This is a genomic window from Tardiphaga sp. OK245, from assembly GCF_900108575.1.
GTDB classification, from domain to species: domain Bacteria; phylum Pseudomonadota; class Alphaproteobacteria; order Rhizobiales; family Xanthobacteraceae; genus Tardiphaga; species Tardiphaga robiniae.
This window is the reverse complement of sequence record NZ_FNWZ01000008.1, coordinates 71,822-97,985: the sequence shown is the minus strand read 5'-3', so window position 1 is coordinate 97,985 and position 26,164 is coordinate 71,822. Positions and strand designations below refer to the sequence as shown.

7 protein-coding genes are annotated in these 26,164 nt (G+C 60.6%); all 7 read left to right on the top strand.

The genetic code is table 11. The features are described 5' to 3' along the window. The first annotated feature begins 9 nt into the window (after positions 1–9). On the top strand, positions 10–1,422 hold the full coding sequence (locus BLW80_RS28845) for a mannose-1-phosphate guanylyltransferase/mannose-6-phosphate isomerase (protein WP_093761954.1): 1,413 nt from the start codon (positions 10–12) through the stop codon (positions 1,420–1,422). Positions 1,423–1,812: 390 nt separating this feature from the next. Next, positions 1,813–3,396, top strand: coding sequence for a TolC family outer membrane protein (locus tag BLW80_RS28840; protein WP_093761952.1), 1,584 nt, complete (start codon positions 1,813–1,815; stop codon positions 3,394–3,396). 216 nt (positions 3,397–3,612) lie between these two features. Continuing rightward, positions 3,613–5,799 carry a type I secretion system permease/ATPase gene (locus tag BLW80_RS28835; RefSeq protein WP_093761950.1) on the top strand — a complete coding sequence of 729 codons (2,187 nt, stop codon included), beginning with the start codon at positions 3,613–3,615 and terminating at the stop codon, positions 5,797–5,799. Then, complete coding sequence (locus tag BLW80_RS28830; protein ID WP_093761948.1) at positions 5,786–7,120, top strand: HlyD family type I secretion periplasmic adaptor subunit; 1,335 nt, start codon at positions 5,786–5,788, stop codon at positions 7,118–7,120. The genes BLW80_RS28835 and BLW80_RS28830 overlap by 14 nt, the downstream gene beginning before the upstream one ends. Before the next feature lie 224 nt (positions 7,121–7,344). Next, positions 7,345–8,382, top strand: a complete 1,038-nt coding sequence (locus tag BLW80_RS28825) for a transglutaminase-like cysteine peptidase (protein ID WP_244528488.1) — start codon at positions 7,345–7,347, stop codon at positions 8,380–8,382. 124 nt (positions 8,383–8,506) lie between these two features. Next, positions 8,507–8,851, top strand: a complete 345-nt coding sequence (locus BLW80_RS28820) for a hypothetical protein (RefSeq protein WP_093762006.1) — start codon at positions 8,507–8,509, stop codon at positions 8,849–8,851. Between the two features lie 651 nt (positions 8,852–9,502). After that, positions 9,503–26,146, top strand: a complete 16,644-nt coding sequence (locus tag BLW80_RS28815) for a VCBS domain-containing protein (protein ID WP_093761946.1) — start codon at positions 9,503–9,505, stop codon at positions 26,144–26,146. Positions 26,147–26,164: the final 18 nt, after the last annotated feature.

Below are 26,164 nucleotides of genomic sequence, written 5' to 3'. Positions count from 1 at the left end.
GAGCGACTGATGAGCAAGCGCATTATTCCCCTGATCATGTGTGGCGGTGCCGGTACGCGCCTGTGGCCGTCGTCGCGTGAGGGGCGCCCGAAGCAATTTCTGCCATTATTCGGGCCGCGCTCGACCTTTCAGGACACCGTGATTCGCGTGTCCGATGCTGGCCTGTTCGATCGTCCCATTGTCATCACCAGTGCCGCCTATCGGTTCATGGTGCGCGAACAACTTGCCGAGATCGGGCTCGATGCAGACATTCTGCTCGAGCCGGCGCGGCGCGATTCAGGTCCGGCCATTGCCGCCGGTGCCGCGTTCGCCCAAACCCGCGATGAGGACGCGGTCGTGCTTGCACTTGCGGCTGATCACGTGGTGCGCGATGTCCCGGCTTTCGTGGCGGCGTGCCGGGCTGGTCTGGTGGTTGCCGATGCCGGACACATCGTAACGTTCGGCGTGCAACCGGAGCGTCCGGCCACCGAATACGGCTATATTTCACCAGGCCAGGTGCTTTCCGGCGAGGTGAAGAGCGTCGCCAAATTCGTCGAGAAGCCAGACCTGAAGACGGCAACCGGTTATATTGAGGCTGGCTATCTCTGGAACAGCGGCAACTTCATGTTTCGGGCGGGGATGCTGCTCGATGAATATCGTGGTGTCGACGCCGATAGTGTCGAGACCATCACCAGCGCTGTGGCGAAGGCCGGCCGCGATCTCGGCTTCTTTACGCTCGATGCGGACGCTTTCGGGAAGGCAAAATCGATCTCTGTCGACTATGCCGTGATGGAGAAGACGAGGAAGGCGGCCGTGGTGCCGGTGTCCTGCGGCTGGTCGGATGTCGGCTCTTGGCTCGCAGTGTGGGAGCTGTCTGACAAGGATGCGCAGGGCAATGCCGCGCAGGGGGTGGCGGTGTTCGAGGACTCGCGCAACTGCAACGTGGCCAGCGATGGTCCGGTGGTGGCGTTGGAGGGCGTCGACGATCTCGTGGTGGTGGCGACGCACGACGCCGTGCTGGTCTCCCGTCAGAAGGATGCCAACGGCTTGAAACGGCTTGTGGCGAAGCTGAAGGTCACGGCGCCGCAGGTCACCGAGGATCATCTCAAGGTGCATCGCCCATGGGGATCTGTGCAGGCTCTCGAGGATGGCGAGCGCTATCAAGTGAAACGTCTCGTGGTGAAAGCCGGCGAGCGGCTGTCACTCCAAATGCACCACCATCGCTCCGAGCACTGGATCGTTGTGCGTGGGAGCGCGAAGGTGACGATCAACGATCTGATCAAGACCGTCCACGAGAACGAGTCGATCTACATCCCGCTCGGTGCCACGCATCGTCTGGAAAACCCCGGCAAGATTCCGCTCGAGCTGATCGAGGTGCAGACAGGTAGCTACCTTGGCGAGGACGACATCGTTCGCATCGAGGATGACTACAAGCGGAACTAGCCGTCGTTACACGTCATACTCGAATCAATGCACCCAGAGGGTGTGTTCTGGTGGATTGCTTGGCCGATAGCATGCCGCGCGCTCATTTGTGTCGTATCTTTTTCCATTTTACGAAATAGCGATGATTGCCACAATTGGGCGCGCTCTGGCCCGCCCAGCGCGCATTCATCGTCCTGGGGGCGGCTCTGCCGCTCACGAAATCGTGTTAACCTGTTGTTAGGAATTGATAAATACCTGAAATCAGGGACGAAAATGACAGCGTCGTGACGGATAAACGGACCGTGTCGCCTCCGGACGAGGTAATGCATTCTTGCAACAATGAGTCAGTTTTCGATCCAAAATGTGGCTTTCGGATTGCGGCAAGTTCCGTTTCTTGTTAGCGCTCAATCCATGAAGCAGATCGCAAAGATTTTCCTTGTAGTTGTATTGCTGGGATCGAGCGGCAAGTTCGCTCATGCAGCCGAACCATTTTTCATTCTTGACGCCATCAATCAGGCGGTAAAGACGAACCCAGGTGTCGGCGAGGCGTCTGCCAATCGCCGCGCCACCGAAGCCGAACTTCGCCAGAGCCAAGGTACTTTGCTGCCTCAGATCAGGCTGCAGGCGAATACCGGCCCCGAGATGTTGAACCGGGCGATCGTTCCTGCGCCGGCCGGCAATGGCTCCTATGTCAACGGCAGCGAGGCGTCGGTAACGGTGCGCCAGCTGGTGTTCGACGGCTTTGCGTCAATCAACGACATCTGGCGTCAGGCTGCGCGCGTCGATGCTGCGGCGTTCCGGGTGCTTGAACGGACCGAACTGATCGCGCTCGATGCGGCCGAAGCCTATGTCGATGTGACGCGCTATTTGCGTCTGGTCGCGCTTGCCGAACAAAATCTCAAGGTTCATCTCGAACTGCGTGCCAATGTCCGTGCACGTTTCGCTGGCGGTCGTGCCGGTGAGGGCGATACCCAACAGGCGGAAGAGCGTGTAGCCGCAGCAGAAGCTGTGCTGTCGGATTTCCGCCTCAGCCTCGATTTCGCGCGCGCCAAGTATCGCAAGACCGTTGGTCTTGAGCCGTTCAATGTGCGTTTCCCCGGTCGCCTGCCCGATATGCCGGCAACCAAGAACGAGTCGCTCGACGTCGCCTTCAAGTACAATCCGACGATCCGCGCCGCTGGTGCGGATGTCGATGCGGCCAAGCGTGCTTTCGACTCGACCGCCGGCGCATTCGTTCCGAACGTCGCCCTGGAAGGCCGCGCGCTGCGCGGCAAGGACTCGATCACCTATCCGGGCAACCGCGACGAAGTCAGCGGCAAGGTTGTTGTGAGCTGGGATATCTTCCGCGGCGGTCAGGATGCGTGGAAGCGCGCCGAAGCTGGCGAACGCATGATTGAGCAGCAGCAGCGCCATGCACGCCTGCAGCGCGATGCGCTGGAGTCGCTCGACAAGGCATGGGCTGCGCGCACGATCACGACGGAGCGTGCTGCAGCGCTGGTGCGTGAAGTTGAAGCCGCGCGTCGTACTTTCGTGGCCTACAACAAGGAATACGAGCTCGGCCAGCGCACGCTGATCGATCTGCTGAACTCGCAGAACCAGTACTTCAACGCCAACGTCTCGCTGGTGTCTGCACGCGGCGTCACCGTGTTCGCCGACTATCAGTTGCTGGCGGCCATGGGACAGCTGCTGTCCTATCTGAAGACCGGCAAGCCGCCGGAGTCTGAGCCGATCGAGAGCCGTGCATCCGGTCTTATCCCGTATCGCCTGCCGCCGATCCTGCTGACGGCGCCGGAGCCGGGATCCGAACCGCTTAATACGGTTCTGCCCTTCCAGACCTGGAATTCGCCTTTCGCGCCGGCGCTGGAACCGAAAGCCGTGCTGTTCGGTGATCGCTGGGCCTCGCAAGATCTGTCGAACGCCAACGCATTGTTCGTGACATCGGGCCAGGTCGGGCAGGGCAGCGTGTCGGCCGATGCTTCTGCGGGGCGCCGTTAACCAATTAAGCACGCGGATTTATAATCCGCGGTCGGGTTTACCGTAAGTTCAGCAATTCGTCTGAACCGCGAAATAGTACAGGCGCTCCGCAAGGATCGCCTGTAAAGCTGGCACGTCATATTTTGTAAGGCCAGTAGATCCGCACACGGGTCATACAAGGCGCCTGGAATTTCCGAGGCTGCATTGAACATTCCCTCACCCCAGTTCGATATTGCAATGGACCTGCCGGCTGCGCCCGTAGTGGAGGTCGAGCATCAGCATGCCGATCCGTTAACGGACAGCCTGCTTTATCTCGCCGCTCACCACGGCAGAGCTGTCAGCCGCAGTGCACTCCTTGCCGGTCTCCCTGTTGAGCGCGGCGTGCTGACAACGGCACTGTATGAGCGTGCCGCGCAGCGGGCGGGCCTCGAGGCCGAACTGAACGAGCGACCGCTCAAGGATATCCCTGCGCTGGTCCTGCCTGCTGTGCTTCTGTTTCACGATGGTTCGACGCGGATTCTGCGCGGCATCGATCTGGCGAGTGGCCGTCTGACACTGGCAACCCCCGTCGGTGACGGTGCGATCGCCATGGAGCGGATCGAAGCCGTCGAAGAGAAATATGCCGGCTTCGTCTATTTCGTCCGTCCGGCGTCCGTCAGCGATCCGCGCGCGATCGCCGCCGGCGATCTGCCGAAGGCTCACTGGTTCTGGTCCGTCGTCAGCCGGTTCGGCTCCAACTACAGCCATGTCGCCATTGCAGCTTTCATCGTCAACATGCTGGCGCTCGCCGCGCCGCTGTTCACCATGAGCGTGTATGACCGCGTCATTCCGAATGGCGCGATCCCGTCGCTGGTTGCACTTGGTATCGGCCTGTCGCTGGCGATCGCTTTCGACTTCCTGCTCAAGGTGGTCCGCAGCCGCATCATCGACATGACCGGCAAGAAGATCGACGTGGTGCTGGCGTCGAACATCTTCGAACATGTGATGGCGCTGAAGATGGACAAGCGTCCGCCCTCGGTCGGCATTCTCGCCAATCAGATGCGCGACTTCGACTCGGTACGCGAATTCTTCACATCGGGCACGGTCGTGTCAGCGACCGATATGATATTCGCGATCATCTTCATCGCAGTGCTGTTCGTGATTGCCGGCCCGCTGGCCTGGATCCCGCTGGCGATGCTGCCTGTGATGATCCTCGTCGGTCTCTTGATCCAGCGGCCGCTCGATCGTGCGATGAAGCGCCTGCAGGCGGAATCGGCCGCACGCCACGGCATCCTCATCGAATCGCTGAACGGTATCGAGACCGTTCGCGCAGTTGCTGGCGAGAGCCGGGTGCAGACAGTGTGGGAACGTTCCGTCGCCGCGACTGCGCGTTCAAGCGAAGGCGTGCAGTTCTGGTCGTCGCTGGCGATGACCAGTGCGAGCGTGGCGACGCAGTTGTGCAGCCTGTTGCTGGTCGTGGTCGGCGTGTTCCTCATTCTCGACGGCAAACTGTCGGTCGGTGCGCTGGTTGCGGCCAATATGTTGTCGGGCCGCATTCTCGGTCCCATCGCCGGCATCGCGGCCGTGATGACGCGCGCGACACAAACCATGTCGGCCCTGCGGTCGATCGATCGCCTGATGGCGACGGAGCGCGAGCGACCGCCGGAAAAGATCTTCGTGGCCCGCGAGATCACCAAGGGCAGCATCGAATTCCGCAATGTCAGCTTTTCCTATCCGAACAGCCCGGCCAAAGCACTCGACGGCATCTCTTTCCACGTGAAGCCTGGCGAGAAGATCGGCATCATCGGCCGGGTCGGCTCAGGCAAGACCACGGTCGGTCGTCTGGCGACGGCGTTCTATCCGCCGAGCGAAGGCAGCATCCTGATCGACGGCATCGATATCCGGCAATACGACCCGGCGGACCTGCGCGCCGGCATCGGTTTCGTGCTGCAGGACACCGATCTGTTCTATGGCAAGCTGCGCGACAACATCACGCTGGGCCGTCCCGATGCGACCGATGAGGAAGTGCTCGCGGCTGCACGGCTGTCCGGCGTCGAGACCTTCATCGCCGGTCATCCGCAAGGCTACGATATGATGGTTGCCGAAGGCGGCCGTAGCCTGTCGGGCGGCCAGAAACAGGCGATCGGCCTCGCGCGCGTACTGATCCGCAAGCCACGTGTGTTGTTTCTCGACGAACCCACGGCCCATTTCGATGTGCGCAGTGAGGGTGAATTCCTCGATCGCCTCAAGACGCTCGCCAAGGGCGAGATGTCGATCATCGTCTCGACGCATCGCCCGTCGCTCCTGTCGCTGGTCGATCGCATTCTGGTGTTCGACAACGGCAAGATCGTCGCCGACGGTCCCGCCGATCAGATCCTGACGCGCTTGCGTCCGCAGCCGCAGGCTCCTCAAGCAGCGGGGAGGCCGGTCAATGTCGCAGTCTGATTTCGCATTTTCGAACGACGTTCGTGCCGCCATGGAAATGCGCACGCCGCGCACGGCGCGGATGTTGTTGATGACCGTCACCGGTCTGCTCGTCGTGTTCCTGCTGTGGGCACACTTCGCCGTGCTGGATGAAGTGAAGCGCGGCAATGGCAAAGTGGTGCCGTCGCGCCAGACCCAGGTGGTGCAATCGCTTGAAGGCGGTATCATCAGCGAATTACTGATTCAGGAAGGCGCCATCGTCAGGAAAGATCAGCCGCTGGCGCGCATCGAAGATACCAACTTCGCGGCGCAATTTGGCGAAATCCGCGAGCGGCGCGGTGCCATGGCTGCCCGCGTGATCCGACTGGAGGCAGAGACCTTCGGCAAGACCAGCGTCGAGTTTCCGGAAGATCTCACGAAGCTTGCACCGCGTGCGGTTCAGACCGAACGGAGCGTGTTCGACGCTCATATGCGCAAGCTTGCGCAGGACATCGACGTGATTGCCCAGCAGGAATGGCAGAAGAAAAAGGAAATCGACGAGCTCCGTGCGTCGGAAACCCGTTTCTCCGAGACGCTGACGCTGTTGACCCGCGAAACCTTGCTGACGCGCCGGCTTTATGAGCAGAAGGTCGTTCCCGAGATCGAGATGCTGCGGTCCGACCGCCAGGCCACCGACATGCGCGGCCAGCTCGCGGTGGTGCAGGCGACCATGGTCAAGACCGAGGCCGCCGTGAAGGAAGCGCAGTCGCGACTTCTCAATATCACCGCGGCATTTCGTTCCACGGCGGAAGATGATCTCGCGAAATCGCGCGGCGATCTCGCGGTGCTCGACGAAAACATCAAGTCCGCGCAGGATCGCGTTCGGCGCACCGAACTGCGGTCGCCGGTCTACGGCATCGTTAACAGACTCAACGTCACCACCATCGGTGCGGTCGTTGCACCAGGCGCCAGCGTGATGGAGATCGTGCCGCTTGAGGATACGCTGCTGGTCGAGGGGCGCATTCGTCCGCAGGACATCGCCTTCATCCGTCCGGACCATGAGGCGGTGGTGAAGCTCAGCGCCTACGACTCTTCGGTCTATGGATCGCTTCACGGCCGGGTCGAACGTATCAGCGCCGATACCATCACCGACGAGAAGGGTGACAAGAATGAGCGCGGCGAGACGTTCTACCGCGTCATGGTGCGCACCGAAAAGAACCACCTCGGCACTGCCGAGCAGCCGCTGCCGATCATTCCCGGCATGGTAGCGACAGTCGAAGTCCTGACCGGCAAGAAGTCGGTGCTGGATTATCTCGTGAAGCCTGCGCGCATGCTGCGTGACGAGGCGTTTCGTGAACGCTGATAGCGCTACGGAGCATCTCCGCTGCTCCGTATGTTACCTTGCTCCCGGTCCATCAGAGTCAACGAACTCTTAAAACGCAGGCTTCGCTAAAATTCGAGCGAATGCGTTGGTAGGCGATTGAGCGCGTTCAACGACATACCCGCACAGGTTGACGTGTTTTAACCGGCCTGAAGCAGCCCCCGATTTATCCCTGATGCCACAAGATCCGGACGGGGATCGACGCAATGACGTCGGCCGATGCTCCGGACAACGGGGCGTCAGTCATGTTGCGTATCGATCAGACGCGGGCATTCCCGCGTGCGCTGGGGTTCGTGCTCGCCGGTGTTGTAAGCGTCAGCGCTTGCGATGGAGCATTTGCAAAGTCACGCGCGAAGAAGACGGTGCTTGAGCGCCCCGTGATGGAATCGGTGATCGCGGGCATGACCGCGCCGCCGGTTCGGTTCTTCACGATCAACCAGGTGCTGGCCAAGCGTGACAGCGAGAACCGTGCAAAGCCCGGCAATATCGAACTCGCATCCTTGGACGCGTCGCAGGGATCAGATGCCAAGGTGATCAGCGATGCGCCGTCTCCGGCCGCGATCCTGCCTGCCACCAGCGAGGAGCCGTTCGGCCTGTTCACGTTCCGCGCGCCTGAAGGGCTGCTATGGACGAAATGGCGCGGTGTGGAAGCGCGTATGCGCGCCGACTTGAAATCGATCGAGGACTGCAAGGCTGATAGCGAGAACTGCGCCGCCGGTGCGCGCAAGTTTGTCGCCGTCACGCGTTCCGCCGCCGAGTTGGGTCTGCGCACACGCGTCGAGGCGATCAATCGCGACGTCAACTATGCGATCCGCTATGTCGGAGACTATCAGCAGCACGGCGTCGCCGATCTGTGGAGTTCGCCGCTCGAGACGCTGTCTGCGGGCATCGGCGATTGCGAAGATTATGCGATCGCCAAATTCGCCATGCTCGTCGCAACGGGTGTGCCGGAGGCCGATATCAAGATGATGCTGGTGCGTGACATGGCGGTGCGCCAGGACCATGCGGTGCTGACCGTCCGTGTCGATGGCCGCTGGCTGGTGCTCGACAATCGCTACTCCCGACTGTCGGAAACGCGCGATCTGCCGCATTTCATGCCGCTTTTCGCCATCGACCACAAAGGCGTCAGCCTGTTCGCCGCGCCCTATGCCGCGCGTCCGCATCATGAGAGCGAGACCGACATGTTGCCCGCGGCCGAGGTGGACGGCTTCGGCGGGGGCTCTTCCTTGCCGCTGGCGCTCTGAGATAGTTCGACAACACAACGTCGACAATCGGCCTGATATCGACGTTTTATGCGCTTCGCGATCTTGTACTTCCGTGCATCTTGGGCTCTTAATGCGCCAGGGTGAGGTCGACGAGGGGATTGAGATGCGCTTCAAGCACACGCTGTTGGGTTTGTTGGTGGCGGCCGGAATGGCTTCCGGTGCAACTGTCTCGCATGCCGAAGGCCTGCTTCCGGGCGCTGCCTTCTCCGTCGATTGTCAGAATGGGGCGGTCTACAAGCTGACCTCCGGCCGTGTGACCTTTCCGGGTGATATCGTCACCGGCCATCTGTACCTGACCCCACGCCGTGCAATGCCTGTTCGCCTGATCCCGATGGGTGAGGGATATCGCTATGCAGGCCGTGGCGTATGGCTGGATGGCATTCGCGAGCACGCGCTGTTGTATCGGGCCAAGTATAGCCCGGTCGCGTGCGTCGTTACCCGCATCTAGACTTTTATCCTATCAATTATCTCCTGCGATAGCAGTCCTGCGATAGCAGTTCTGCGATAGCGAGTTGCGTATCTGCGCAGCTTGCCGATTCACGTCTGTGTCCGGAGAACAAGTCCGCGATCTCAGAGATTCGCGGACTGCGCACGGCAAATGGCGACCTTGCCATCTGGCCGTGACACGAATGCGCTTTAAGCAACTGTCCCATTTCGAAATTTACTCGCGAAGGGCGATCACCACGCGGCGGTTCGCGCCGCTGTCGATATCGGCTCGCGAAAGCAAATTCAGGCGCCCGTCCAATATTGGCGGAGGTGCCTGTGGTTGTGAGTTGATTTCGTTGTTCAGTGCGATATGAGAAGTCATCTTATCAAGTATAAAATAAGTCGTTTTTTCGAATACTTTCTTATTTTTACAATAGATACGCCGCGATTTGTGGATTTTTCCGGGCATTCCCAAAAATAGACTGTCTAGACGAAGTATTACTGTCGAATGGTTCATCTTTATTAATACGCTGTTTCATTTTTGAACTTAACCAATGCAACGAAAACGCTTCAAATTTTACAGGTATTCATTGACGTCTCTGCGTTCTTAAGAATATTTTAACCCTCGCAGGACTTGGACGTTTTTCGGTCCGATCAGCTTGAGGTTGTAGTCATGAACGCTCCCGTATTGCTCGCGCAGCTCGCCGGTTCCACCACGCAGACCCCGCCGTCTCCGAAGAACCTGAAGCTCGAGAAGCCGCAAAATGGGCAGGCGATTTCGGTCCATCTCGACGGGAACACCAAGCTCGATTTTGCTGATATCGCGAGCGAGAAGCTGACCTTCGTCAAGGTCGGTGAAAAGCTGATCATCCTGTTCGACAATCAGTCGACGGTGACTGTCGATCCGGTGTTCGACTCGATGGGCAAGCCGCTCACCGATCTCGCATTCGACATGGGCTCCGATCGCACGCTGACAGGCGAGCAGTTCGCGCAAACATTTCCGATCACCACCGATCAGTCCGTTCTGCCCGCAGCCGGCGGTGCAACGGGCCCGACGGGCGGCGCGAATTTCGGTGATGCGACCGTCGGCGCGCTCGGTGCTTCGGGCGCGCGTCTCGCGCTGCTGACGGGCGAAGACACTGGCGGCGGCTTCGACAATCTCGACGATGGAACGCCTAACCCGTCGCCGATTCCCGGCGGTGTGACGGCGGTGACGCTGAACGAAGACGGTTTTGCGGAAGGCAATCTCGGCGGCACCGGTGACACGGGCGGCACCGCGACGTCCGTGACCGGTTCGCTCAATGTCGATTTCGGTACCGATGGTTCGAATCGCAGCTTCGCATTCTCGCTCAATCAGCCGACGCTCGTCGGCCTGACCTCGGATGGTCAGACCGTTCAGCTCGCTTTCACCACCGTGAACGGCCAGCCCGTGCTGATCGGCTATGTCGGTGGCGATTTCAATGTCGCCGCCAATCAGGTCTTCACGGTGTCCCTGGATGCTTCATCGCTGCAGGGCAACTATACCTTCACGCTGTTGCGTCCGCTCGATCATCCGATCGGCGGTACCGAAGACACGATCAATCTCTCGATCAACGTGATCGCGACGGATGGTAGTGGCGACACTGTGGCCGTCACGATTCCGATCGGCATCAACGACGATACGCCAGTGATCGGCACGCCTGCCGATGCCGCGCTGACGGATCCGCTGTCCGGCAATCCGGCGACGCAGACGGGCTCGCTGGGAATCTCCTGGGGTGCCGATCGCTACAACGATCATGTCGATGGCGGCGTATCCGCGACCACAGGCGCAACGGGCGACCGCTCGGTCGTGTTTGCCAACACGCAGGTGACGGCCACCGGCGACGGCGCAACGGCCATCGGTACGCTGACGTCGCATGGCGAGACCGTCCACTACGTGCTGCTCGAAAACGGCACTGTGCTGGTTGCCTATACAGGTGCGACCGCGCCGACCAGCCTCGCCGACCTGCAGCAGAGCGGCACGCCGAGCGGTGAAGGCGAGGGTGGCGAAGGTGGAATTGCCAACAACGTCGTCTTCGTCGTGACCCTGTCCGACGCCAGCAATAGCGGCAGCTATGTCGTCACCCAGTATCGTTCGCTGGATCACGATAATGGTTCAGCCACGTTCCAGAACATCGATCTGGCCTTCAACTTCACTGCGACGGACAGCGATGGCGATACGGTGAACGGCACGCTGCATGCGGTGATCGCGGATACGGTGCCGGTTGTGACCGGTCCGGCCGACGCAAGCACACTGAGCGAAGGCAACGGCGAAACGCCGCCGAGCGAAGGTGGCGGGGACATGCCCTCCTTGCTGGTGGTCGGCGGTTCATTTACGCCGAAGGATACGGGAGCCGTATCGCTGCACATCGATTGGCGTTCGGATAATCAGAATCCGACTGCTGCGGGCGGCGCGCATGATCGCTCGGTCACATTCACCGCTGCGACGCAAACCGCTCTCGAAAACCTCGGCCTGACTTCCGACGGCGCGACGATCATCTACACGATCTCCGCGGGGGGGACTTTGCTGACGGCAACGACTGCTGCCACCGAAGGCCATAGCGCGCGCACCATCTTTACTGTGCAGTTGTCCGACAGCGGAAATGGCAGCTACGACTTCACCTTGCTGGACAATCTGGACCATCGGGGCAGCTCCGAAGGCAGCCAGGCGCTGACATTTGGCTTCATTGCGACCGACAGCGATGGCGACTCGACGGTTCCAGCGAGTTTCACGGTCAACATTACCGACGAAACTCCGTCCTTCACCTCCGAAGGCGTTGCGCCCCAGTTTGTCGATGAGGAGGGCAATGCGGGCGACACCTATGCGTCCGGCGATCTCGCTGGCGAAGCCAAGACCGCGACCGCATCGCTGAACATCGCGTGGGGGGCGGACGACGCCAATAACGTGGTCGATGGCGGCTTCACGGGCAGTGCTGGCGACCGTTCGGTGGTCTTTGCGAGCAATGCCGTCAGTTCGCTTCAGGGGCAGAATCTCACGTCTAACGGCGTCGCGCTGCAGTATGTCCTGTCGACCGATGGTACGACGCTGACGGCCTATCAGGGTTCAGGCCGTCTCGATGGCGACAAGGTGTTCGCCGTCACGCTGTCCGATCAGGGCAACGGCTCTTACAATTTCACGATGCTGGGTCATCTCGATCACCCGATTTCGGGCGTTGAAGATGATCTGACGCCGGTGTTCAGTTTCACGGCGCGCGACGGCGACGGCGACGCGATCTCTTCGAGTTTCTCGGTGACGATCAACGACGACGCGCCAGTGGTGCCGGTCACCACGCCGGTCAATCTGATCATCAATGGCGACTTCTCCGCCGGCGACTGGTCGGGCGTCGCGAGCTGGGGCAACTACAGCACCAATGTCACCGGCTGGACCATCACCGGCGACCGTCTCGAACGCGTCAATAGTGGCTATCTCGGCGCGACCTTGCCGAATGGCGGTCACATGGTGGATCTGGAAGCCTCGCCCGGCGACCTGACCCTGTCCCAGACCATTGGCGGCATGACCACCGGCCAGACCTATCATCTGTCCTTTGCGATCGGCGAAGCGACGGGGCCGTATGGTGCACATCTGGAAGTGTATTGGAACGGCACCCTGGTTGGCAGTTATTCGCCGCAGACCGGCGCGATGCAGACCATTGATCTGACTGTCGTTGCCGATGGCACCAGTAACACGCTGTCGTTCAAGGAAACGGGCGCCATCGATAACAGCGGCACCTTCCTCGCTAATGTCAGCCTGACGGCGGCAGCGGTCGGTATCGTCGATGAAGATGGTTTGGCCAACGGCGTGGCAGGCGGTGTCGGCGATGTCGCCGGTCAGGTGACCGTGGTCACAAATGCGCTGAATATTTCTTGGGGCTCCGATAACGGCAACAGCGTCGTTGATGGCGGCATCACGGGCTTGCCGGTGAATGGTGACCGCGCCGTTACTTTCGATGCGTCGAATGTGAGCGCGCTGTCGGCCTTGGGCCTGACCCACAACGGCACCGTGATCACCTATCAAATCTCTGCCGACGGCACCAAGCTGATCGCCTCGGCAGGAGAGCAGGAGATCTTCCACGTCGCGTTGTCCGACGTTGACAGCGGCTCCTACACTTTCACGCTGACCGGCGCCATCGATCACCCGCTGCATTCGGTCGAAGACAATGTGACGCTGAACTTCGCAGTTCGTGCGACTGACAGCGATGGTGACAGCATTCCCACGTCATTCGCCGTTCTGGTCAACGACGATGCCCCTTCGATCGGCAAGATCGGCGATCAGACGATTGCAGAAAGCACCAGCACCGAGTTCTCCAATACCTTCCTGACTCAGACTCTGTCTGACGTTTCGTTGAATATCTCGTGGGGTGCGGACGACAACAATTCCGGCGCGTTCAATCGCTCTGTCGCCTTCGATGCCGCGCTCGCCGGTACGGCACCGAGCGGTCTGACTTCGAATGGCGTTGCCTTGATCTATGTGCTGTCGGCTGACGGCACCGGGCTGACGGCCTATCGTTTTGACGGCACCAATTATATCGGAGTCGGTGGCGGCAATCTCGGTACCTCGCCATCGGATGCTGCACGCGTGTTCAGCGTGCAACTGTCGGATCTCGGCAACGGCAGCTACACGTTCAAGCTCTACGACAATCTCGATCACAAGACGGGCGATGGGACATCGCTCAATCTCTCGTTCGGTTTCACCGCGACCGACAGCGACGGCGATACGACTCCGATCTCGAATTTCACCGTTGTCGTCACCGATAATGTCCCGCTACTGGTCGGTAATGCCGACGTCGGCGCGCTCACGGAAACGGGGCTGCCGGCTGTCTCGTCGACGTTTGGCAATCTTGGCATCGACTGGAATGCCGATGATCGTGGTTCGGCCCATCTTGAATTCGCAGAGGATTCCAACGGCCTGGCCATCGTTCCGCAGGGGTTGACCTCGGACGGTGTTGCGCTTGCCTACATTGTGCGTCTCGCGGCCAACGGTGTTGATGAAGAGCTCGTCGCCTACAAGGTCGGCGACACTGTGGACCATCCGGTGTTCATCGTCGCGCTGAATGGTCTGGTCAATCCGGCCTTCGCTGCCACGCTGTTCCAGAATCTCGACCATGTCGGCGCTGGTAACGACAGCAGCCTGACGCTCACCTTCACGGCGCATGCGATCGATGGCGATGGCGATACGGTTGATCGCACCTTCACGATCACAGTCGCGGACACCAAGGCGACGGTCGGGACACCCGAGTCGGCTCGGGCGGATGAGGACGCGTTCGGCAATCCGGCGGGCCTCAGTCTGATCACGGACAGTGCCATCGACACCGATAACAACAACCGCACCGTCGGCGGAAAGCTCAACATTTCCTGGGGCAGTGACGATTCCAATACGGTCGTCAATGGCGGCATCACCGGCGCTCCGGTGGCCGGCGATCGCGCCGTGACATTCGACGCGTCGAATATCACGACACTGCTTGGCCTGAACCTGACGCATAACGGAGCTGCGCTGAGCTATCAGATCAGTGCTGACGGCCAGACCCTGACTGCGAAGGCGAATGGCGAAGAGATTTTCAACGTCAAGCTGTCTGACGTCGACAGCGGCTCATATATTTTCACACTGACGCGCAATCTGGATCATGCGGACCGGTCCGGCGAGGACAATCTGCCTCTGTCGTTTAAGTTCAACGCGACCGACTCGGACGGCGATGTCACGGCCGGCAATTTCACCGTCGAAGTGAACGACGATAGCCCGGTGATCGGCACCCCGGCCTCGGCCCAGGCCGACGATAGTTCACTCGGCAATGTGGCGGGTCTGTCGATCATCACCGACTCGAGCGTCGATACCGACAACAGCAGCAAGACCGTCGGCGGCAAACTCAATATCTCCTGGGGTGCCGACGACGGCAACAATCTCGGCAATGTCGGCATTACCGGTGCTGCCTCGGTCAACGGCGATCGCGCTGTGACGTTCGATGTGAACGCGACCAATACGGCACTTAACGCGCTTCATCTGACCCATGACGGTACGTCTCTGGTCTATAGCTACAGCTCGGGTAATTCGCTGCTGACGGCGAAGGCCAACGGCGCGACCGTGTTCACGGTGCAGCTGTCGGATGACGGTTCGGGTAAATACATCTTCACGCTTGTCGACAGCCTCGATCATCCGACCCACGGCACGGCAGATAATCTCAATCTGACCTTCAGTTTCATCGCCACCGACAGCGATGGCGACAAGGCGACCTCCACCTTTGCGGTCGCCGTCAACGATGATCTTCCGACCATCGGCAGCCCGGCTGCATCACGAGTCGATGAGGACGATCTGTCCGCCGGAAATCATGATGGCCTTGCGCCGATCACCGATGTGACGGTCGATACCGACAGCAGCCGACTGACCGTGGGCGGCAAGCTCGGTATTTCGTGGGGGGCTGACGACGGCAACAGCTCCGTCAATGGCGGCATCAATGGCGCGTCAGTGAATGGCGACCGCGCCGTCACCTTCGATAGCGCGACGACGGCTGCGCTGACCTCGCAGCATCTCTCTCAGGGCGGCGTTGAGCTGACCTATGTCATCAGCAACAACGGCACGGTGCTGAAGGGCATGGCCGGTACGGCGGAAGTGTTCAGCGTCACGCTGTCCGACCAGAACGACGGTTCGTACATCTTTACGCTCAAGGGCAAGCTCGACCATCCGGATACGACAACCGAAGACAATATCGACCTGACCTTCAACTTCACCGCGACGGACAGCGACGGCGATACGGCCACGTCATCCTTCAAGGTCACCGTCAACGACGACGCACCGACCGCCGCTGGCGAAACCGCTACGGTGGCTGAATCCTCGCCGGCGCTGGGCACCGGCAACATCATTCTCGCTTTCGATCGTTCCGGAAGCATGAATGACGATCCCGATGGCTCGGGCGGTTTCTCGTCGCGGCTTGCGCTGGCGAAGGCTGCAGCCATCAATCTCTTGAACACGAGCAATGCTGATCAGGTTCTGATTGTGACATTCTCGGACAACGCCACGTCCTCGTCCTGGATGACCAAGGCGCAGGCGATCGCGTATATCAACAGCAATTCGTTCCCGGGAACGAACGGCGGCACGGACTACGACAACGCCACGGCCGCAATCCAGGGCGCCACGATTCCGTCTGGCGGTACCTCGGTCTACTTCTTCACCGATGGCCAGCCGACAGGTAGCGGCGGTCTCAACAGCACGGAACGTGCTGCATGGGAAAGCTTCCTGCAAAGCAAGAGCATGACGTCCTACGCCGTCGGCGTGGGTAACGGCATCGGCGCCAACGATCCCGACCTCAACGATGTCGCCTATCCCGGCTCACCGCTGATCATCACAACGGCCAACGATCCGGCGCTGCTCGGCACCATCACGCCGACGCTGCCGACCTCGGTTACCGGCAATATTCTCAGCAATGACCACTTCGGCGCCGATGGTGGGCGGATTCTGTCCATCACGATCGGCAGCGTCACCTATACCTGGAATGGCGCGTCGACCATCACCAAGAGCGGCGGGGAAACCGGTACGATCCCCGGCAATGCGTTGTCGATCGACACAGGCATCAACGGTCACCTGAACTTCAACTTCTCGACCGGCGCCTGGAGCTACAGCGCGCCGGCCCAGCTCGTGACCAACACGACCGAAACGTTCTCCTACACATTGATCGATGGCGATAAGGACACCGCCGGCGCCAATCTGGTCATCAGCGTCACCGCGGTGAACGACGCGCCGACCAACACCGTTCCGACCGCGCGCGTGGTGAATGAAGACACGGCGATCGTTTTCAGTTCCGGCAATAGCAACGCGATCTCGATCGCGGATGTCGATCACAACGGTGGCAACGAAACCGTCACGCTGTCGGTGCTGCACGGCAATCTGACGTTGTCGGGTCTGAGCGGTCTCACCGTGACCGGAAATGGCACGGGCAATGTAACCGTCACAGGCACGGTTGCGGCAATCAATTCCGCGCTGAACGGCCTGAGCTATCTGCCGTCCAACAACTACAACGGCGCTGATACGCTAACGATCGTGACCAACGACAACGGTAACAATGGCGTGGGCGGTGCCAAGAGCGACACCGACACGATCGCCATTACCATCAACCCGGTGAACGATGCGCCCGTGATCACGCCGGAAACGCGTGAAGTTTCGTATATCGAGAACGGTAACGATCTGAAGCTGCTGTCGAACGCAGTGATCACCGATCCGGACAACCCGACCTCGCTCAATGGCGGCTTCATCTCCGTTACGCTCGGCAACACCGTTGCCGGCGACCAGCTGCAGATTGCTGACAACAGCAATGTGCGCCTGCAAGGTAATAACGTGCAGGTCTCCAACGGCTTCGGCGGTTGGACGACGATCGGCACGATTTCGGCCGGCGGCTTCGGCGGTACGTCCGTCACCATCACCCTGAATTCGAATGCCGATGTGGCTGATGTGCAGACTGTCGTGCGCAGCCTGGCGTTCTATTCGAGCTCCGACAATCCGACAGGCGTAGACCGCACGGCGACCGTCACCTTCAACGATGGCGGCCATGACGGAAGCGGCGGCCCATTGTCCGACACCTCGACGGTGACCATTCATGTCACTCCGGTCAACGACGTGCCGGTGATCGCTGGCGGTTCCGAGCGCTCGGTTTCGGTGGCGGAGAACACCACAGGAGTGACCACCGTAACGTCCACAGATCCTGACGGTGGCACGCCGACTTACTCGATTGTGCAGACCGCAGGCACCGACTTCGCGAAGTTCACGATCAATCCGGTCACCGGAGCGCTCAGCTTCAACGCAGCGCCCGATTACGAAAATCCGACCGATGTTGGCGGCACCAACGGCAACAACACCTATGAGGTTGACGTCCGCGTGTCGGACGGCAATGGCGGTACGGCGGTTCAGACCATCAACGTCACCGTCACCAATGTGAACGAGGCGCCGGTTCTGGCGCCGGACACGAATTCGATCAGCTATACGGAGAACGGCAACGCGCCGAAGCTGATGGCGAACGCGTCGGTCACCGATCCGGATAGTCCGTCGAGCTTCGTGGGCGGTTCGATCACCGCCTCGCTCGGTGCGACCGCGGTCAGCGGCGACCAGCTGGTATTCGCCGGTAGTAGCGGCGTCTCGTTGGTCGGCAATGTCATCTGGGTTGGTTTCACCGTGGTCGGAACCGTGAGCGGTTACGGCACTGCAAACATGACGATCAGCCTCGCGGCTGGCGCCACCGACGGCAATGTCGAAACGGTGCTGAAGGCTCTCGCCTATCAGTCGACCTCTGAGAACCCGACGGGTGCGGATCGCACGGCGACCGTCACCTTCAACGACGGTGGCAATGACGGCAGTGGCCCGGCGTTGTCCGATACGTCGACTGTCACCATCCATGTGACGCCGGTGAACGATGCACCGCTGGCCGTCAACGACACGGGCTCGGCTACGGAGAAGGGCGGCGTTGCCAATGCCACCGGCGGCAGCAATGCCACCGGCAATGTGCTGAGCAACGACAGCGATGTCGATGATCTCCAGACCTCGCTGGTGGTTTCCGGCGTGCGCGTCGGCACCGCCGGCAGCACCGGGACCGTCGGTTCGACTCTGACCGGCGCGCATGGCTCGCTGGTGCTCAATGCCAACGGTACCTACACCTATGTCATCGACGAGACCGATGCGCAGGTGCAGGCACTGAACGTCAATGGCACCATCACCGATACTTTCACCTATACGGTCCGGGATCCGAGCGGTGCGACCGATACGGCCCAGCTCACGATCACCATCAACGGTGCCAATGATGCACCGGTGGCGACCGACGATACGGGCAGCGCCACCGAAAAGGGCGGCGTCAGCAACGGCAGCGGCGGTGTCACTGCGACGGGCAATGTGCGGACCAACGACGGCGATGTCGACAACACGACGTCCTCGCTGGTCATTTCCACCGTTCGCACCGGCGGGGAAGCCGGTACGGGTACTGCAGGTACAGTCGGTTCGTCACTGGCTGGCCAGTATGGCAGCCTCAAGCTCAATTCCGACGGCAGCTACACCTACACGGTCACGGAAACGAACAGCACGGTCCAGGCTCTGAACGTCGGTCAGTCTGTCACCGAAACCTTCACCTATACGGTGCGCGATGCGGGTGGTCTTACCGACACAGCCCAGCTCGTGATCACGATCAATGGCGCCAACGACGCGGCTGTCATCACCGGTAACGTCACCGGCTCGGTGACGGAAGCGAGCGGCGTTGCCAACGCTACGCCCGGAATCCCGACCGCGACCGGCGATCTCAACGCGACCGATGTGGACAATGCTGCGACCTTCGCGGTGCAGAGCAATGTCACGACCAGCTACGGCACTTTCTCGATCGGTGCCGACGGCGCCTGGACCTATAACCTGAACAACGCCAACAGCACGGTTCAGGGCCTGAACAACGGCGGCACGCTTCACGACCTGATCACCGTCACAACGGCGGACGGTACGTCGAAGCAGATCGACGTCACCATCAACGGCGCCAACGACGCTGCAGTTGTGTCTTCCGCAACGGTGAACCTCACCGAGACCAATTCGGCTGCGTCCATCAGCACCACGGGCTCGCTGACGATCACTGACGTCGACAATGCTGCGACATTCGTCGCGCAGAACAATGTCAACGGCACTTACGGCAAGTTCTCCATCACGACTGGCGGTGCATGGACCTACACGGCCAGCTCGGCTCATGACGAATTCCAGGTCGGCCAGACCTATACCGACACATTCTCTGTGAGCGCAGCGGACGGCACGCAGACCAGCGTGACGATCAAGATCGCCGGCACCAATGACGCGCCTGTGCTGACCGTGACCAATGGTGTCAGCGACGATATCGGCGACGGTTTCCAGAGCGGTGGCTATACCGGCTCGACCGGCAGCCCGAACCTGTGGACCACGAACTGGACCGAGGTTGGCGAAACCAGCGGGAATGACATCCAGATCCGTACGGTCTCGGGCAATTCCTACGTCCGGCTCGGGGATAGCGACGGCGGGAATACGTCCCTGCAGCGTACGCTCGACCTGAGCGGCACCTCGTCGGCGACGCTGACCTTCAAGTATCAGCGGGTTGGCCTCGATGACTCGAACGACCAGGTGTTCGTGCAGGTCTCGACCGATGGCGTGAACTTCACCCAGATCGCGGTGATCGGTGGCGGCAATTTCAACGACAGCGGATTCCTGAGCACCAGCATTGATCTCTCGGGCTATATTTCGAGCGCTACGACGATCAGGTTTGTTGCGTCGTCCGGGCTCGACAACAACGAGTACGTCTATATCGATGACGTCAATATCGCTTACACCCGCGAGCCGACCTTCACCGAGAACGGTTCGGCCGTCGCGATCGTCAGCGACGCCGGACTGACCGATGTGGACGATGCCAATATGGCGTCGGCCACGGTCTCGCTCACCAACAAGCAGGCCGGCGACCAGTTGCTGATCAACAGCACGCTGCTTTCGAACGGTGCTACCGGCTCCATCGGCGGCGTCAACTACTCCGTGATGGAGACCGCCGGCGCCATCACCATCACTTTCAGCGGCTCGGCCTCCAAGGCCGCTTATGAAGTAGCCATCGAGGCGGTGAAATATGCCAGCTCCAGCGAGAATCCGTCCACCGTCGATCGCACATTCCAGATCGTCGTCAATGACGGACACGACAATTCCAACACCGGGACAGCCGTCGTCCATGTGATCGCCGTCAATGACGCACCGGTAGGCGTGAATGACACAGGCGCCGCGACCGAGAAGGGCGGCGTCAACAACGGCACTGGCGGCAGCAATGCCACGGGCAATGTTCTGACCAATGATACCGATGCCGAAACGCCTGCCGCGCTGGTCGTCTCCACGATCCGCACCGGTACGGAAGCCGGCACCGGCACGGCCGGCACCGTCGGTTCGTCGCTGAACGGTCTGTATGGCTCGCTGAAGCTGAATTCCGATGGCACCTACACCTACACAATCAACGAAACCAACAGCACGGTTCAGGCACTGAATGTCGGTGGAACGCTGACCGATACTTTCACCTACACGGTGAAGGATCCGAGCAATCTGACCGATACCGCCCAACTTGTGATCACCATCAATGGCGCTAACGATGCCGCGGTGATCTCGGGCACGACGACGGGCTCGGTGACGGAGGCTGGAGGCCTCAACAACGCAACGACCGGTTCGCCAAGCGCGACGGGCACGCTGATCGACACCGACGTTGACAATACCGTCAACACCTTCACGGCGGTGACGACGGCAACCGCCACGGCCCATGGTTACGGCACCTACACGATGAGCTCAGGTGGCGTGTGGACCTTCACGCTCGACAACACCAATACGACGGTGCAGGGACTCACCTCCGGCCAGACTCTGACCGAGACTTTCACGGTACAGACCGTGGACGGCACGTCGCAGGTTGTGACGGTCACTATCAATGGCGCCGACGATACGGCGGTGATCTCCGGCACTGCCAGCGGCGATGTCACCGAAGGCGTGACGCTGAATGCCACCGGCACGCTGACCGTGGTCGACCCAGATGCCGGCCAGAGCGCGTTCCAGGCTGTGACGGTGGCTGCCGCCAGCTTGGGCGGCTATGGCACCTACACGGTGACCGCCGGGGGCGTGTGGATCTATAACCTCAGCGACAGTCTGCCTGCGATCCAGGCGCTCAGTATCGGGCAGACCCTGACCGATACTTTCAAGGTAAAGTCGATCGATGGCACCGAGCAGGTGGTGTCGGTCACGATCACCGGCTCCAACCATGCACCGGTTGCAGTCGCCAACAGCGTCTCGCTCGATGAGGATGCGACCGCATCGACAACGACCTATGCAACCGGCGTTCTCGGCAACGACAGCGATGCCGACGTTGGAGATACGCTGAAAGTGACGGCGATCCTGGCCGGCACCTCGGGCACTGCGACCGCTGTCAGCAGCGATCTCTCCAGCCCGACCGTGATCGCCGGCATCTATGGAAATCTGACCATCAAGGCCGATGGCACCTTTCAGTATTCGCCCAGCAACGGCGCCGCGCAGGCACTGGCCGAGGGGGCACATGCCGCGGATGTCTTCACCTATACGGCGACGGACAGCCATGGTGCCAGCACGACCAGCACGCTGACGATGAACATCACCGGCAAGAACGACACGCCGAAGGCCGTCTACGATCAGGGCACGATGACGGAAGATGCGGGGTCGAAGGTGTTCGCCGTTCTCGCCAACGACACGCTGGATCCTGACAGCGGCGCACCGAACAGTGTGACGCTGGGGACGACAACCGTCTATGGCGGCATCGGTTATGGGATCGACGCCAGCGATGTCGAGGTTACCTGGACGGTCAACGGCATTCAGGTCAAGCTGCTCGGCAGCGACTGGGAGAAGCTGCCGACGGCCGCGCAGCTCGTTGTCAGTGTCGGCTACACGCTGCACGGCGATCAACCGACGGACTCGGCGTTCCAGGTGCTCGATGTGACAGTGACCGGAGTCAATGACGCGCCGGTGCTGGATGCGAGCAAGACGCCCTCCATGAATGTGGGCGAGGGATCGGGGGTGCCGTCGGGCGCCGTCGGTACCCTCGTGTCCGCTCTGATCGGAATCGGCAACTACAGCGACGTTGACGGCACGGGCAGTGGCATTGCCGTCACCGGTGCAAGCAATACCCATGGTACCTGGTATTATTCGCTCAATGGGGGCAACAGCTGGGTTGCAGTCGGCACCGTATCGGACACTCAGTCCCTGCTGCTGACCTCCACGGCGCGCATCTATTTCAAGCCGGCTGCAGGCTACACCGGCACTGCCGACGAACTGACCTTCCGTGGATGGGACGCCCTCGCCGGCGAGGGCGGGAAGGTGAACACCACCGCCAATGGCGGCACGACGCATTACTCGGCGGCCTCCGATACGGTCAGTGTCGCGGTGGTGAGCGCAAATCACGCGCCGGTTGCTTCCGACGATACCGGCCCGGCGACCGAGAAGGGTGGCGTCAACAATGCCACCGGCGGTTTGAATGCGACGGGCAATGTCATCACCAATGACAGCGATGCCGATAACAATGCGCTGTCCGTTTCGGCCGTCCGCACCGGCACCGAGCAGGCGGGCAGCGGCACCTTCGGCACTGTCGGCCAGGCACTGGCCGGCGCCCATGGCACGCTGACGCTCCTCGCGGATGGCTCCTATACTTATATGATCAACGAGGATGACACGCAGGTCCAGGCACTCAATGTCGGTGGCACGATTACCGACACTTTCACCTATACGGTGAAGGACACCGGCAATCTGACCGACACCGCGCAGCTCGTGATCACCATCAACGGCACCAACGACGCCGCGGTGCTGTCGTCCGCGACGGTTGCGCTGACCGAAGGCGGTACCCCGGCAGCGATCAGCACCGGCGGTACGCTGACGATCAGCGATATCGACAGTGCGCAGACCTTCGTTGCGCAGAGCAACGCGGCGGGCACCTACGGCAAGTTCACGATCGGAACCAACGGCGTCTGGACCTACACCGCAGATACGGCCCACAACGAATTCGTGGCGGGCCAGGTCTATAGCGAGACCTTCGCGGTGACGTCGGCAGACGGCACGGCGACCTCGGTGAAGATCAACATCACCGGCACCAACGACGCCCCGGTCCTCGACGCCGCCCGTTCGGTGGCGCTGGCGAACGAGGCTAATCAGGACGGTCTGCTGACCGGCGCCGATAAGGCGGTCAACGGAGGCTTCGAGAGCTCGCTGTCGACAGGCTGGACGACCAGTGGCAGCGGCGTTATTTTCACGAGCAGCACCGAACACACTGGCAACAACGCCGCGGCGCTCCTGGGTACGACGCCCGGGACGCTCTCGCAGACGTTCGCCACCGAGATCGGTCAGCAATACGTCGTCACTTACTGGGTTGCTTCAAACTATGGTCCGGACAGCTCAAACAACGGCGGCAAGGTCGATTTGAAGTTGAACGGGACGTCTGTCTATCAGGTGTCTGGCATTCAGGGACTTAACGGTGGTGTGCCGTATTATACCGAGGTGAGCACGACGGTGACGGCAACGTCTACGTCTACGACGTTGTCATTCGTGCTTTCGGATACTGCGGCGAATAAAACGGTTTATCTCGACGACGTGACGGTGAAGCCGGTCGCCATCCCAGCGGGCGTCGGCACTTTGGTGTCCTCGCTTGTGGGCATCGGCACCGGTCCCGGAAACGTGACGGATGTCGATGCCGGTGCAACAACCGGTATTGCGATCACGACGGTGGCAAACACGTTGAGCTTCAACGGCAGCTGGTACTATCAGCTCGCGGGCTCGAGCACCTGGGTGCCTTTCGGCAACGTCAGTGCCACCGCGGCGCTGCTGCTTCCGCCGGATGCGAAGATCTATTTCCAGCAATCCATAAGTAATGATTTTGGCACGGGCACGATTACGTTCCGGGCCTGGGACCAGACCTCGGGCACGGTTGGAAGCAAGGCCGATACGACCGTCAACGGCAATGCCACGGCGTTCTCCACCGCGACCGATACGGCCAGCCTTAGCCTCGACACGCCGAACTTCAGCAGCACCGCGGCGCTGACGACGTCCAACAGTGACTACGTCTTCTACGCGAGCGGCAGCAACACCGTGACGGCGACGGTGAACACGCAAAGCAGTGGAGCTTCGGCAACGAGGCTGAATTCGGGTGACAAGGTGTTTGGCGCCGGGCACGATACTTTTAACATGACGGTTAACACGACCGGTATGGGCGGTAGTTACTCCTTCAATTTTGGAACGATGGGCAGCAGCGGTGGCGCCTTTACCGGCTTCGATCGTATCAATGTGCTGGCCAATCCGGGCAAGGACGTCAGCCTGACGTTCGGTAATGCCAACATCCTGAGCAACCAGACGATGACGATCGACGGTTCGGCCGCAGTAACAGCCACGCCGAGCAAAACGTTTGCAGTCGACGCGTCAGGCGTGACCAACTACGGCGACTTCGTCTTCGTCGCCGGAGACTTCACCAGCAACTCCTTCAAGGGCGGCAACGGCGACGATACCTTCAAATTCACCTCCGCGCAGTTTGGCGTCGCGCACACGGTGGCCGGCGGTGCCGGTGACGATACGATCATGATCACCGGCAGTGCTGCCACCGTGACCATCGCCGACAGCGCGTTTGCCAACGTGACCGGCGTCGAGCATCTCATTCTGAGCGACGCCACCAACAGCGTGACGCTTGGCGCCAATGCCAATACGGACATGGCAACGGCGGTCGGCAATATGCTGACCATCGATGGAAGTGCGTCATCGGCTTCGCACGGTCTGACGGTCGACGCGTCGTCGACGACCTTTACGAACAATGCGCATCTGACTGTGATCGGTGGCGCAGGCAACGACGTCATCACCGGTTCCTCCGGCAACGATATTCTCGCCGGAGGGCTTGGGAACGACATGCTCAGTGGTCGGAACGGAAACGACACCTACGTGTTTGGCCTGACTGACGGCAGCAACGATCGGATCAACGAGGGCTTCGGGGCCAGCAACAGCGACTTCGACCGTATCGTCATCAAGACGGGCGGCGCGGCAATGTCCGGTCTCTACGCCTTCGATAACAGCACCGACACCCTCTACGGCGACTTGGTGATCCAGTATAACGGCCAGCAGGTCACGGTTGAGGGCCATTTCTCGACGAATGGGTTCCAGGTCGAGCTCATCAACTTCGACGGTGGCTCGGTTTACGGTTACAACCTGGGAAGCAACGATTACACAATCCAGAGCGGCATCGCCGCAGATCCGTTCGAATTCGACGGTACGCGCGCGATTACCTTGTCGTCTGGAGACAACTTCGTTGCGGGCGAACTCGGTACCGTCAACAAGATCACAGGTGGCACTGGCAATGATCTGATCTTCGGCGGCAGCCAGAATGACATCCTGTCCGGCGGCGGCGGCAACGATCTGCTCGTTGGCAATGCTGGCGGTGATACGTTGTGGGGTGGTGCGGGCAACGACGTACTGGTGGGCGGCACTGGAGCCGACATCTTCAAGTTCGGTGCAAACGAGATCGGTGCAAGCAATCTCGACAAGATCATCGACTTCAGCAACGCCGAAGGCGACAAAATCGACATATCAGGCTTGCTCGATGGCATTGCCGGCGTGCAGGCGGATGGTTCGAACATCAATAACTACGTTCATCTGACGCAGAACGGAGGCAATGTCCTCGTGCAGGTCGATACGACCGGTGCCGGCAATTTCTCCGGCAACACGCATGATGTCGCAACGCTGGTCGGCTATGGCACTAGCAATGCTGATATCGTGAACATGGTGTTCAAGAACACAGATCACACGATGACTGTCTGATGATCGAACTAGCCGGCG

What these genes read in the sequence shown, in the direction of transcription:
- BLW80_RS28825 (WP_244528488.1), top strand. Translation starts at nt 7,345, where the DNA reads ATGACGTCGGCCGATGCTCCGGACAACGGGGCGTCAGTCATGTTGCGT.
- BLW80_RS28815 (WP_093761946.1), top strand. Translation starts at nt 9,503, where the DNA reads ATGAACGCTCCCGTATTGCTCGCGCAGCTCGCCGGTTCCACCACGCAG.
- BLW80_RS28830 (WP_093761948.1), top strand. Translation starts at nt 5,786, where the DNA reads ATGTCGCAGTCTGATTTCGCATTTTCGAACGACGTTCGTGCCGCCATG.
- BLW80_RS28835 (WP_093761950.1), top strand. Translation starts at nt 3,613, where the DNA reads ATGGACCTGCCGGCTGCGCCCGTAGTGGAGGTCGAGCATCAGCATGCC.
- BLW80_RS28845 (WP_093761954.1), top strand. Translation starts at nt 10, where the DNA reads ATGAGCAAGCGCATTATTCCCCTGATCATGTGTGGCGGTGCCGGTACG.
- BLW80_RS28820 (WP_093762006.1), top strand. Translation starts at nt 8,507, where the DNA reads ATGCGCTTCAAGCACACGCTGTTGGGTTTGTTGGTGGCGGCCGGAATG.
- BLW80_RS28840 (WP_093761952.1), top strand. Translation starts at nt 1,813, where the DNA reads ATGAAGCAGATCGCAAAGATTTTCCTTGTAGTTGTATTGCTGGGATCG.